General features: G+C 70.5%; 11 protein-coding genes. 6 read left to right on the forward strand and 5 right to left on the reverse strand.

Features of this window, described 5'->3' with window-relative positions:
- Positions 1 to 4 precede the first annotated feature (4 nt).
- The 6 genes from gap to pgi all read left to right on the forward strand — a co-directional run bounded on the left by gap (position 5) and on the right by pgi (position 5,697).
- Positions 5 to 1,009 carry a type I glyceraldehyde-3-phosphate dehydrogenase gene (gene gap / locus ACFY61_RS01925; RefSeq protein ID WP_389465618.1) on the forward strand — a complete coding sequence of 335 codons (1,005 nt, stop codon included), beginning with the start codon at positions 5 to 7 and terminating at the stop codon, positions 1,007 to 1,009.
- Positions 1,010 to 1,130: 121 nt separating this feature from the next.
- Positions 1,131 to 2,342, forward strand: a complete 1,212-nt coding sequence (locus tag ACFY61_RS01930) for a phosphoglycerate kinase (RefSeq protein ID WP_389465620.1) — start codon at positions 1,131 to 1,133, stop codon at positions 2,340 to 2,342.
- A gap of 6 nt (positions 2,343 to 2,348) precedes the next feature.
- The gene (tpiA, locus tag ACFY61_RS01935) at positions 2,349 to 3,125 is read left to right on the forward strand and encodes a triose-phosphate isomerase (RefSeq protein WP_389465623.1); all 777 of its coding nucleotides are present in this window, start codon (positions 2,349 to 2,351) and stop codon (positions 3,123 to 3,125) included.
- A 115-nt stretch (positions 3,126 to 3,240) separates the two neighbouring features.
- On the forward strand, positions 3,241 to 3,477 hold the full coding sequence (gene secG / locus ACFY61_RS01940; RefSeq protein ID WP_389465626.1) for a preprotein translocase subunit SecG: 237 nt from the start codon (positions 3,241 to 3,243) through the stop codon (positions 3,475 to 3,477).
- A gap of 65 nt (positions 3,478 to 3,542) precedes the next feature.
- Positions 3,543 to 3,878, forward strand: a complete 336-nt coding sequence (locus tag ACFY61_RS01945) for an RNA polymerase-binding protein RbpA (RefSeq protein ID WP_007263454.1) — start codon at positions 3,543 to 3,545, stop codon at positions 3,876 to 3,878.
- A gap of 163 nt (positions 3,879 to 4,041) precedes the next feature.
- Positions 4,042 to 5,697: a glucose-6-phosphate isomerase gene (pgi, locus tag ACFY61_RS01950; RefSeq protein ID WP_389465932.1), complete on the forward strand. Its 1,656-nt coding sequence runs from the start codon at positions 4,042 to 4,044 to the stop codon at positions 5,695 to 5,697.
- A 76-nt stretch (positions 5,698 to 5,773) separates the two neighbouring features.
- Here the strand turns inward: pgi and pgl are convergent, their stop codons facing one another.
- From pgl to tkt, 5 genes are all read right to left on the reverse strand, one after another.
- The gene (gene pgl, locus ACFY61_RS01955) at positions 5,774 to 6,556 is read right to left on the reverse strand and encodes a 6-phosphogluconolactonase (RefSeq protein WP_389465630.1); all 783 of its coding nucleotides are present in this window, start codon (positions 6,554 to 6,556) and stop codon (positions 5,774 to 5,776) included.
- Positions 6,557 to 6,833: 277 nt separating this feature from the next.
- The gene (gene opcA / locus ACFY61_RS01960; protein WP_389465632.1) at positions 6,834 to 7,880 is read right to left on the reverse strand and encodes a glucose-6-phosphate dehydrogenase assembly protein OpcA; all 1,047 of its coding nucleotides are present in this window, start codon (positions 7,878 to 7,880) and stop codon (positions 6,834 to 6,836) included.
- A complete protein-coding gene (gene zwf / locus ACFY61_RS01965) occupies positions 7,877 to 9,406 on the reverse strand; it encodes a glucose-6-phosphate dehydrogenase (RefSeq protein WP_389465935.1) in 1,530 nt (509 codons plus the stop codon). The genes opcA and zwf overlap by 4 nt, the downstream gene beginning before the upstream one ends.
- A 2-nt stretch (positions 9,407 to 9,408) precedes the next feature.
- On the reverse strand, positions 9,409 to 10,527 hold the full coding sequence (tal, locus tag ACFY61_RS01970; RefSeq protein WP_389465635.1) for a transaldolase: 1,119 nt from the start codon (positions 10,525 to 10,527) through the stop codon (positions 9,409 to 9,411).
- Between the two features lie 37 nt (positions 10,528 to 10,564).
- Positions 10,565 to 12,652 (reverse strand): transketolase, encoded by a 2,088-nt coding sequence (gene tkt / locus ACFY61_RS01975; protein WP_389465637.1) that lies wholly within the window; start codon positions 12,650 to 12,652, stop codon positions 10,565 to 10,567.
- Positions 12,653 to 12,670 lie beyond the last annotated feature (18 nt).

Consider the following 12,670-nt stretch of genomic DNA (forward strand, 5'->3'; position numbering starts at 1 on the left):
GTTCGTGACGATCCGCGTAGGCATCAACGGCTTCGGCCGTATCGGGCGCAACTACTTCCGTGCTCTCCTGGAGCAGGGGGCGGACATCCAGGTCGTGGGTGTCAACGACCTGACGGACAACGCCACCCTGGTGCACCTGCTCAAGTACGACAGCATCCTCGGCCGCCTCAAGGCGGAGGTCAGCCACACCGACGACACGATCACCGTCGGTGGCAACACCTTCAAGACCTTCGCCGAGCGCGACCCCGCGAACCTGCCCTGGGGCGAGCTGGGCGCCGACATCGTCATCGAGTCGACCGGCATCTTCACGAAGAAGGCCGACGCCGCCAAGCACATCGCGGCCGGCGCGAAGAAGGTCCTCATCTCGGCCCCGGCCAAGGACGAGGACATCACCATCGTGATGGGTGTCAACCAGGACAAGTACGACGCCGCCAACCACCACGTCGTCTCCAACGCCTCCTGCACCACCAACTGCGTGGCGCCCATGGCCAAGGTCCTCGACGAGAACTTCGGCATCGTCAAGGGCATGATGACCACGGTCCACGCCTACACCAACGACCAGCGGATCCTGGACTTCCCGCACTCGGACCTGCGCCGCGCCCGCGCCGCCGCCGAGAACATCATCCCGACCTCCACCGGTGCCGCGAAGGCCACCGCGCTGGTCCTGCCGCAGCTCAAGGGCAAGCTGGACGGCATCGCGATGCGCGTCCCGGTCCCGACCGGCTCGGTCACCGACCTCGTCCTCGAACTCGACCGCGAGGTCACCAAGGACGAGATCAACGCGGCGTTCCAGAAGGCCGCCGAGGGTCAGCTGAAGGGCATCCTCGACTACACCGAGGACCCGATCGTCTCCTCCGACATCGTGAACTGGCCGGCCTCCTGCACCTTCGACTCCTCCCTGACCATGGTCCAGGGCAAGCAGGTCAAGGTCGTCGGCTGGTACGACAACGAGTGGGGCTACTCCAACCGCCTCGTCGACCTCACCGTCTACGTCGGCGGCCAGCTCTGAGGCACGGGGTAGGCAACACGATGTGAAGCACAGGGCCCGCACAGCGCAGACCGCGCTGTCCGGGCCCTGTCGCTTGCCTCGTACACTCCGTCCCGACGCAGATCTAAGGAGTCAGAACCACATGAAGACGATCGACGAACTTCTCTCCGAGGGCGTCGCCGGCAAGCGGGTCTTCGTCCGCGCCGACCTGAACGTGCCGCTGTCCGGCGGTGAGATCACCGACGACGGTCGCATCCGCGCCGTGCACCCGACCATCGCGAAGCTCGCCGCCGCCGGCGCCCGCGTGGTCGTCGCCTCGCACCTCGGCCGCCCCAAGGGTGCTCCGGACCCGGCCTTCTCGCTGGCCCCGGCCGCCAAGCGGCTCGGCGAACTGCTGGGCGCGGACGTGGCGTTCGCCACCGACACCGTCGGTTCCTCGGCCAAGGAGACCGTCGCCGCCCTCGCCGACGGACAGGTCGCCGTCATCGAGAACCTGCGCTTCAACGCCGGCGAGACCTCCAAGGACGACGCCGAGCGCGGCGCCTTCGCGGACCAGCTCGCCCAGCTCGCCGACCTCTACGTCGGCGACGGCTTCGGCGCCGTGCACCGCAAGCACGCCTCGGTCTTCGACCTCCCCGCGCGACTCCCGCACGCGGTGGGCGACCTCATCGCCACCGAGGTCGGCGTCCTGAAGAAGCTCACCGACGACGTCAAGCGCCCCTACGTGGTCGTCCTCGGCGGCGCCAAGGTCTCGGACAAGCTCGCCGTCATCGACGAGCTGCTCGGCAAGGCCGACCGCCTCCTCATCGGCGGCGGCATGGCCTACACCTTCCTCAAGGCCAAGGGCCACGAGGTCGGCATCTCCCTCCTGCAGGAGGACCAGCTGCCGAAGGTCACGGAGTACATGCGCCGCGCCGAGGAGACCGGCGTCGAGCTGGTCCTGCCCGTCGACGTCCTGGTGTCCGCCGACTTCCCCGACCTCAAGGGGAAGACCCCGGCCGACTACGAGACGGTCGACGCGGACAAGATCCCGGCGACCAAGGAGGGGCTGGACATCGGCCCCAAGACCCGCGAGCTGTACGCCTCGAAGATCGCCGACGCCGAGACCGTCTTCTGGAACGGACCGGTGGGCGTCTTCGAGCACCCGGACTACGCGGACGGCACCCGTGCCATCGCCCAGGCCCTGGTGGCCAGTGGCGGCTTCACCGTCGTCGGAGGCGGCGACTCGGCCGCCGCCGTGCGCACCCTGGGCTTCGACGAGAACGCCTTCGGCCACATCTCGACCGGCGGGGGCGCCAGCCTGGAATACCTGGAGGGCAAGACCCTCCCCGGCCTCGCCGCACTGGAGGACTGAAACACCGTGACTGACCGTACCCCGCTGATGGCGGGCAACTGGAAGATGAACCTCAACCACCTGGAGGCCATCGCCCACGTCCAGAAGCTCGCCTTCGCCCTCGCCGACAAGGACCACGAGGCCGTCGAGGTCGCGGTGCTGCCGCCCTTCGTCGACCTGCGCTCCGTCCAGACCCTGGTCGACGGCGACAAGCTGAAGATCAAGTACGGCGCCCAGGACATCTCGGCGCACGACTCCGGTGCCTACACCGGCGAGATCTCCGGCGCCATGCTGTCCAAGCTGAAGTGCGCGTACGTGGCCGTCGGCCACAGCGAGCGCCGCCAGTACCACGGCGAGGACGACGAGACCTGCAACGCCAAGGTCAAGGCCGCCTACCGGCACGGGATCACCCCGATCCTCTGCGTCGGCGAGGGCCTGGAGATCCGCAAGGCCGGCCAGCAGGTCCAGTACACGCTGAACCAGGTCGACGGCGCCCTCAAGGACGTCCCGGCCGAGCAGGTCGAGTCCATCGTCATCGCCTACGAGCCGGTCTGGGCGATCGGCACCGGCGAGGTGGCCACCCCCGAGGACGCCCAGGAGGTCTGCGGGGCGATCCGCCGCCGCCTGGCCGAGCTGTACTCCCAGGAGCTGGCCGACAGGGTCCGCATCCAGTACGGCGGCTCCGTGAAGTCCGGTAACATCGCGGCGATCATGGCGCAGCCGGACGTCGACGGCGCCCTGGTCGGCGGCGCGGCGCTGGACGCGGACGAGTTCGTCAAGATCGTCCGCTTCCGTGACCAGTGACGATCGCTGAGAGTATGCGGTAGGGCGGATCCGTCGTACCCTTGCGGGGGCCGGGAGGGCTGAATCACGAGCCGCCGGCCCCCGCATCATCGAATCCAGGAAGTAGGGTCCAGCCGTGGTTATGGGGTTCTCGATCGCCCTGATCGTCTTCAGCCTGCTGCTGATGCTGCTCGTGCTGATGCACAAGGGCAAGGGCGGCGGCCTCTCCGACATGTTCGGTGGCGGCATGCAGTCCTCCGTCGGCGGTTCCTCGGTAGCCGAGCGCAACCTCGACCGCATCACCGTCGTCGTCGGTCTGCTGTGGTTCGCCAGCATCGTCGCCCTCGGGCTTCTGATGAAGTCCAACGGCTGACCCCAACTCGGGTACGGCGCGGTACACTCACGCTTCGCGGCACCATCACGCAGGGAGTTACGACCGTGGCAAGTGGCAACGCGATCCGTGGAAGCAGGGTCGGGGCGGGGCCGATGGGCGAGGCCGAGCGCGGCGAGTCCGCGCCGCGTCTGCGCATCTCCTTCTGGTGCTCCAACGGGCACGAGACGCAGCCGAGCTTCGCCAGCGACGCGCAGGTACCCGACACCTGGGACTGCCCCCGGTGCGGTTTCCCCGCCGGACAGGACCGGGACAACCCGCCGGCGCCGCCGCGCACCGAGCCGTACAAGACGCACCTCGCGTACGTACGGGAGCGGCGGACCGACGCCGACGGGGAGGCGATCCTCGCCGAGGCGCTCGCCAAGCTGCGCGGCGAGATCTAGAACGACACAGGTGCAGGGCCCGGCCCGCTGGAGACGCTCCGGCGGGCCGGGCCTTTTCTCGTCCCTTTCTTGTCCGTTGTCATGTGCGTTGTAGCCCTTTGGATCCTTTAGGTTGGTCACTGGCGGGGCACGACAGGACGGAAGAAGTGGGTTGATGTCCGAGATGAACGCAGACGGCCGGGTGAGGCTCAACCGGACCCCCGAGTGGCTTGCCCTCGGCAAGCACCGGGAGGAGTTCGGCCAGACGCACCTGCGGGAGCTGTTCGAGGCCGATCCGGACCGCGGCACCGGCTACACCCTGCAGGTCGGCGACCTGCACATCGACTACTCCAAGCACCTCGTGACCGGGGAGACGCTGGAACTCCTCCGCGATCTCGCGGCCGCGACCGGGGTCACCCGTCTGCGCGACGCCATGTTCCGCGGGGAGAAGATCAACACCACCGAGGACCGGGCGGTGCTGCACACAGCGCTGCGCGCCCCGGCCGGCGCCGTCGTCGAGGTCGACGGCGAGAACGTGGTCCCGGCCGTGCACGCGGTCCTGGACAAGATGGCCGCCTTCGCCGGCCGCGTCCGCTCCGGCGACTGGACCGGACACACCGGCAAGCGGATCCGCAACGTGGTCAACGTCGGCATCGGCGGCTCCGACCTGGGCCCGGCCATGGCGTACGAGGCGCTGCGCGCCTTCACCGACCGCGACCTGACCGTGCGCTTCGTCTCCAACGTGGACGGCGCCGACATGCACGAGGCCGTCCGCGACCTCGACCCGGCCGAGACGCTTTTCATCATCGCCTCGAAGACCTTCACCACCATCGAGACCATCACCAACGCCACCTCCGCCCGGGACTGGCTGCTGGCCGGACTCGGCGGCGACCAGGCGGCGGTGGCCCGGCACTTCGTCGCGCTGTCCACCAACGCGGAGAAGGTCTCCGAGTTCGGCATCGACACGGCCAACATGTTCGAGTTCTGGGACTGGGTCGGCGGCCGCTACTCCTTCGACTCGGCCATCGGGCTCTCCCTGATGATCGCCATCGGCCCGGACGCGTTCCGCGAGCTGCTGGACGGCTTCCACCTGGTCGACGAGCACTTCCGCACCGCCGCGCCCGAGGACAACGCCCCGTTGCTGCTGGGCCTGTTGGGCATCTGGTACGGGGCATTCTTCGACGCCCAGTCGCACGCGGTGCTCCCGTACAGCCACTACCTCTCCCGTTTCACCGCGTACTTGCAGCAGCTGGACATGGAGTCCAACGGCAAGTCCGTGGACCGGGACGGCGATCCGGTGGACTGGCAGACCGGCCCGGTGGTCTGGGGCACCCCCGGCACCAACGGCCAGCACGCCTACTACCAGCTGATCCACCAGGGCACCAAGCTGATCCCGGCGGACTTCATCGGCTTCGCCCGGCCGGTCGCCGAGCTCCCGCCCGGCCTCGCCGCCCAGCACGACCTGCTGATGGCCAACTTCTTCGCGCAGACCCAGGCGCTGGCCTTCGGCAAGACCCCGGAGGAGGTGCGGGCGGAGGGAGTGCCCGAGGAGCTGGTGCCGCACAAGACCTTCCGCGGCAACCACCCCACCACCACGGTCCTCGCCACCGAACTGACCCCGTCCGTGCTGGGCCAGCTGATCGCCCTCTACGAGCACAAGGTGTTCGTCCAGGGCGCGGTGTGGAACATCGACTCCTTCGACCAGTGGGGCGTGGAGCTCGGCAAGGTCCTCGCCAAGCGGGTGGAGCCGGCCCTGACCGAAGGCGCGGACGTGCCCGGGCTGGACCGGTCCACCGCGGCGCTGGTCGCGAAGTACCGCGAGCTGCGCGGCCGCGGCTGACCGACCGTACGACGGAGCGCCCCGTACCCCCGGCCCGGGGTGCGGGGCGCTCCGTCGTTCCGCTTCCGGTACGCCGTCAGGACAGCGCCGGCGGGTACAGGCCCGGGGGCAGCTTGGCCGCGGCCGTACGGTCCAGGAGCCACAGGGTGCGGCTCCGGCCGTGCACGGCGGCCGCGGGGGCCTGGAGTTCGCCCGCCCCGCCCAGGGCGATGGCGACGGCCCCGGCCTTGTCCTCGCCGGCGGCCAGCAACCACACCTCGCGGGCGGCGTTGATGGCGGGCAGGGTGAGGGAGATCCGGGTCGGCGGCGGCTTGGGCGCGCCGTGCACGCCGACCACCGTCCGGTCGGTCTCCCGGGTCGCCGGGTGCTCGGGGAACAGCGACGCCACGTGGGTGTCGGGGCCGACCCCGAGCATCAGCACGTCGAACCGGGGCACCGGGCCGTGGTCCTCGGGCGTGGCGGCCCGGCGCAGCTCCTCGGCGTAGGCGGCGGCCGCGGCGTCCACGTCGGGGCCGTACGGGCCGTCGGAGGCGGGCATCACGTGGACGCGGGCCGGGTCCAGCGGGACGGCGTCCAGCAGCGCCTCGCGGGCCTGGGCGTGGTTGCGCTCGGGGTCGTCGAACGGCACGTAGCGCTCGTCGCCCCACCAGAGGTCGAGCCGGGACCAGTCGACGGCGTCCCGTGCGGGCGCCGCCGCGAGGGCCGCGAGCAGCCCGTTGCCGTTGCGGCCGCCGGTCAGCACGACGGAGGCGCTGCCGCGGGCGGCCTGCGCGTCGACGATCCGGGTGATGAGGCGAGCCGCGGTGGCCTGGGCCATCAGCTCCTTGTCGCGGTGGACGACGACCTGAGGTGTCGTCATGCCCATGGTGGTGCCGCCGTTCTGTAGTGCGGGTGCGGGTGCGGGTGCGGGTGTCTTGGGTGAGGGTGGGCCGCTGCGCGGAGCTGTTCCCCTACCCGCCCCTTCCCGAAACCGGGGCTCCGCCCCCGGACACCGGACCCCGGACCCCGGTCGAGGGCCGAGCGGCCGATCCGGGTCCGCGGCGCCTTCGCGGCTGGTCGCGCAGTTCCCCGCGCCCCTGAGGGGGCGCGGTCAGCAGCCCGGTAGGGCCCGCCGCGGGGTGCGGCGGGCCCTACGGTCACTTCGCCGCGGCCTTCTTGGCCGCCTTGGCCGGAGCCGGCTTCGCCGGGGGCTCCTGGGCCGCCGGGGCTTCCGGCTCGGCCGGGGCAGGTGCCTGGGCCGGAGCCTTCGCGCCGCGACCGGCGCCCAGCTTGGACACGCCGAACTTCAGGGAAGCCGCGTACGTGTTGTCCGGGTCGAGCCGCCGCAGCTCCTCCGCCAGCAGCTCCGCCGTCTCCCGCCGCTTCAGCGCCACCGCGCGGTCCGGCTGCCCCGGCATGCACAGCGTCGCCAGGGAGCCGTCCGCCCGGTCCAGGACGATCTCGCCGTCCTTGGTCTCCAGGCGGACCGAGGTCAGGCCGGGGCCCTCCGACGCCGTGCGCTTGACGGGGACCTGGAGGCGGTCCGCCAGCCACATGGCCAGCAGCTCGCAGCTCGGGTTCTCGTCCTCGCCCTCGACGGTCGCCGAGATCACCGAGACCCGCTGCTGGTCCAGCGCCGCCGCGAGCATGGAGCGCCACGGCGTGATGCGGGTCCAGGACAGGTCGGTGTCGCCCGGCGCGTACGCCGCGGCCCGGCCGGCCAGCGTCCCGATGGGGTCCTCGCAGGAGTACGTGTCGGTGATCCGGCGCTGGCCCAGCGAGCCCAGCGGGTCGCCCGCCAGGTCCTCGGGAGCGCCCTCCGGCCACCAGACCACCACGGGGGCGTCGGGCAGCAACAGCGGCAGCACCACGGACTGGGCGTGGTTGACCAGTTCGCCGTGCAGTCGCAGGATGACCGTTTCTCCGGTGCCCGAGTCGGTGCCGACCCGGACCTCGGCGTCCAGCCGCGCGTCCCGCCGCGAGCGCGGCGAACGGCTCACCCGCTTGATCACCACGATGATCCGCGAGGGGTGCTCGTGCGAGGCGTCGTTCGCCGACTTGAGCGCGTCGTACGCGTTCTCCTCGTCGGTGACGATCACCAGGGTGAGGACCATGCCGATGGCAGGCGTGCCGATGTCCCGGCGCGCCTGCACCAGCGCGGCGTTGATCTTGCTGGAGGTGGTCTCCGTGAGATCGATCTTCATGGCCGGCGCCAGCTCCGTCCGTCTCGTGCGAGCATCTCGTCCGCCTCGACCGGCCCCCAGGTACCCGCCGGGTACTGCGCGGGCTTGCCGTGCTTGTCCCAGTACTCCTCGATCGGGTCGAGGATGTTCCAGGAGAGCTCGACCTCCTGGTGGCGCGGGAACAGGTTCGCGTCGCCCAGCAGGACGTCGAGGATGAGGCGCTCGTACGCCTCGGGGCTCGACTCGGTGAAGGACTCGCCGTAGGCGAAGTCCATCGTCACGTCCCGGACCTCCATAGAGGTGCCCGGAACCTTGGAGCCGAACCGCACGGTCACGCCCTCGTCCGGCTGGACCCGGATGACCAGGGCGTTCTGCCCCAGCTCCTCCGTCGCGCCGGATTCGAACGGCAGGTACGGGGCCCGCTTGAAGACCACCGCGATCTCCGTGACCCGGCGGCCCAGGCGCTTGCCCGTCCGCAGGTAGAACGGCACGCCCGCCCAGCGGCGGTTGTTGATCTCCAGGCGGATGGCCGCGTAGGTGTCGGTCTTGGAGGCGGGGTTGATCCCGTCCTCCTCCAGGTAACCGACGACCTTCTCGCCGCCCTGCCAGGCGGAGGTGTACTGGCCGCGCACCGTGTGCTTGCCCAGGTCCTCCGGGATCTGCACGGCGCTGAGCACCTTCAGCTTCTCCGCGACCAGCGCCTTGGGGTGGAAGGAGCCCGGCTCCTCCATCGCGGTCAGCGCGAGCAGCTGGAGCAGGTGGTTCTGGATGACGTCGCGCGCGGCGCCGATGCCGTCGTAGTAGCCGGCCCGGCCGCCGATCCCGATGTCCTCGGCCATGGTGATCTGCACGTGGTCGACGTACGACCGGTTCCAGATCGGCTCGAACATGGTGTTGGCGAAGCGGAGCGCCAGGATGTTCTGGACGGTCTCCTTGCCGAGGTAGTGGTCGATCCGGAAGACCTCGTCACGGGGGAAGACCTCGTGGACGATCTTGTTGAGTTCCTCGGCGCTGGCCAGGTCGTGGCCGAAGGGCTTCTCGATGACGGCACGCCGCCAGGAGCCCTCCTTCTGCGCCAGCCCGTGGTTCTTGAGCTGCTGGACCACCTTGGGGAAGAACTTCGGCGGCACGGACAGGTAGAAGGCGAAGTTGCCGCCCGTTCCCTGCTGCTTGTCGAGCTCCTCGATCGTCGCCTTCAGCGTCTCGAACGCGGCGTCGTCGTCGAAGTCGCCCTGCACGAACCGGCAGCCCTGGACCAGCTGCTGCCAGACCTCCTCGCGGAAGGGGGTGCGGGAGTGCTCCTTGACGGCCTCGTACACCTCGTGCGCGAAGTCCTCGTGCTCCCACTCGCGGCGGGCGAAGCCGATCAGCGAGAAGCCCGGCGGAAGCAGTCCCCGGTTCGCCAGGTCGTAGACGGCGGGCATCAGCTTCTTGCGCGACAGGTCACCCGTAACGCCGAAAATGACCAGGCCGGACGGCCCCGCGATCCGCGGGAGCCGCCGGTCCTGTGCGTCACGAAGCGGGTTCGCTCCGTTAACAGACAAAATGCTCAGTCCTCCGCAGGGGCGAGGCGCTGGAGCTCCGCCTCGGTCGACTTCAGCAGGTCGTTCCAGGACGCCTCGAACTTCTCGACGCCCTCGTCCTCGAGCAGCTGGACCACATCGTCGTACGAAATGCCCAGCTTCGCGACCGCTTCGAGCTCGGCGCGCGACTGCTCGTACGTCCCGCGGACGGTGTCGCCGGCGACCACGCCGTGGTCGGCGGTGGCCTCCAGGGTGGCCTCCGGCATGGTGTTGACGGTGCCCGGGGCGACCAGGTCCACCACGTACAGGGTGTCCTTGTACGCCGGGTCCTTGACGCCGGTCGAGGCCCACAGCGGGCGCTGCTTGTTGGCCTGGGCCTTGTCCAGGGCGGCCCAGCGGTCGGAGGAGAAGACCTCCTCGAACGCCTCGTAGGCCAGGCGGGCGTTGGCGAGGGCCGCCTTGCCCTTGAGCTGCTTGGCCTCGTCCGTGCCGATGCCGTCCAGGCGCTTGTCGATCTCGGAGTCCACGCGGGACACGAAGAAGGAGGCGACCGAGTGGATCTTGGACAGGTCCAGGCCGGCGGCCTTCGCCTTCTCCAGGCCCGCCAGGTACGCGTCCATGACCTCGCGGTAGCGCTCCAGCGAGAAGATCAGCGTGACGTTGACGCTGATGCCCTTGCCGATGACCTCGGTGATCGCCGGCAGGCCGGCCTTGGTCGCCGGGATCTTGATCAGCGTGTTCGGGCGGTCCACCAGCCAGGCCAGCTGCTTGGCCTCGGCGACGGTCGCGGCCGTGTCGTGCGCCAGACGGGGGTCGACCTCGATGGAGACCCGGCCGTCCTGGCCCTCGGTCGCGTCGAACACCGGGCGCAGGATGTCGGCCGCGTCGCGGACGTCCGCCGTGGTGATCATGCGGATGGCCTCGTCGACCGTGACCCGGCGGGCCGCCAGGTCGGCGAGCTGCTGCTCGTAGCCCTCGCCGCCGCTGATGGCCTTCTGGAAGATCGCCGGGTTGGTGGTGACGCCTACGACGTGCTGCTGGTCGATCAGCTCGGCCAGGTTGCCCGACGTGATGCGCTTGCGGGACAGGTCGTCCAGCCAGATCGCCACGCCTTCGTCGGAGAGGCGCTTGAGTGCGTCTGTCATGGGAATTGCATCTCCTACTTGCTACTCGGTACGGGCGTCAGCGCGCGGCGTCGGCCAGCGAGGCCTTCGCGGCGGCGGTCACGGCCTCGGCGGTGAAGCCGAACTCGCGGAACAGCACCTTGGCGTCGGCGGAGGCGCCGAAGTGCTCCAGCGAGACGATCCGGCCGGCGTCGCCGACGTAGCGGTGCCAGGTCAGGCCGATGCCCGCCTCCACCGCGACGCGGGCCTTGACGGAGGCCGGCAGCACGCTCGCCTTGTAGGCCTCGTCCTGCTCCTCGAACCACTCGACGGACGGCATGGAGACCACGCGGGTCGGGATGCCCTCGGCCTGGAGCTGCTCGCGGGCCGCGACGGCCAGCTGCACCTCGGAACCGGTGCCGATCAGCACGACCTGGGCGTCGCCGCCCTCGGCCTCGAAGAGCACGTAGCCGCCCTTGGCCGCGTCCTCGTTCGGGGCGTAGGTCGGCACGCCCTGGCGGGTCAGCGCCAGGCCGTGCGGGGCGCCCTTGCCGAACACCTTGGTGTGGCGCCGGAGGATCTCGCGCCAGGCGATGACGGTCTCGTTGGCGTCGGCCGGGCGGACGACGTTCAGGCCCGGGATGGCGCGCAGCGAGGCCAGGTGCTCGACCGGCTGGTGGGTGGGGCCGTCCTCGCCGAGGCCGATGGAGTCGTGCGTCCACACGTAGGTCACCGGAAGGTGCATCAGCGCGGACAGGCGGACGGCGTTGCGCATGTAGTCGGAGAACACCAGGAAGGTGCCGCCGTAGATGCGGGTGTGGCCGTGCAGGGCGATGCCGTTCATGGCCGCGGCCATGGAGTGCTCGCGGATGCCGAAGTGGACGGTGCGGCCGTACGGGTCGGCCTCCGGCAGCGGGTTGCCCTTCGGCAGGAACGAGGAGTTCTTGTCGATGGTGGTGTTGTTGGAGCCGGCCAGGTCGGCCGAGCCGCCCCAGAGCTCCGGGATGACGGAGCCGAGCGCGGCGAGCACCTTGCCGGAGGCGGCGCGGGTGGCGACACCGGTGCCCGGCTCGAAGACGGGGAGCTTGTCCTCCCAGCCCGCGGGGAGCTCGTTGGCGTTGATGCGGTCGAACTCGGCGGCGCGCTCGGCGTTGGCGCCGCGCCAGGCGGAGAACTCCTTCTCCCACGCGGCCCGGGCCTCGCGGCCGCGGTCCAGCAGGGATCGGGTGTGCGCGATGACCTCGTCGGAGACCTCGAAGGTCTGCTCCGGGTCGAAGCCGAGGACGCGCTTGGTGGCGGCCACCTCGTCGTCGCCGAGCGCCGAGCCGTGCGCCGCCTCGGTGCCCTGGGCGTGCGGGGCCGGCCAGGCGATGATCGAGCGCATGGCGATGAAGGACGGGCGCTCGGTCTCGGCCTTGGCCGCCTGCAGCGCCTCGTACAGCGCCTTCGGGTCGAGGTCGCCGTTGGCCTGCTGCGCGACGCGCTGGACGTGCCAGCCGTACGCCTCGTAGCGCTTGAGGGTGTCCTCGGAGACGGCCGTCTCCGTGTCGCCCTCGATGGAGATGTGGTTGTCGTCCCACAGCAGGACCAGGTTGCCGAGCTTCTGGTGGCCCGCGAGGGAGGAGGCCTCGGCGGCGATGCCCTCCTGGAGGCAGCCGTCACCGGCGATCGCGTAGACCATGTGGTCGAACGGAGAGGTGCCGGGCGCCGCCTCCGGGTCGAACAGACCGCGCTCGTACCGGGCGGCCATCGCCATGCCCACGGCGTTGGCGACGCCCTGGCCGAGCGGGCCGGTGGTGGTCTCCACACCCGCGGTGTGGCCGTACTCGGGGTGGCCGGGGGTCTTCGAACCCCAGGTGCGGAACGCCTTGAGGTCGTCCAGCTCCAGTCCGAAGCCGCCCAGGTAGAGCTGGGTGTACAGGGTGAGGGACGAGTGGCCCGCCGAGAGCACGAAACGGTCGCGGCCGACCCACTCGGGGTCGGCCGGGTCGTGCCGCATCACCTTCTGGAAGAGCGTGTAGGCGGCGGGGGCGAGGCTCATGGCCGTGCCCGGGTGGCCGTTTCCGACCTTCTGTACCGCGTCAGCGGCCAGGATGCGGGCGGTGTCGACGGCCCGCTGATCCAGTTCGGTCCACTCGAGCTCTGTGGTCGTCGGCTTGGTGCTCACCGTGCGTCAGGGCTCCTC

It is taken from the genome of Streptomyces sp. NPDC012888 (genome assembly GCF_042900645.1).
In the GTDB taxonomy this organism is placed as follows: Bacteria; Actinomycetota; Actinomycetes; order Streptomycetales; family Streptomycetaceae; genus Streptomyces.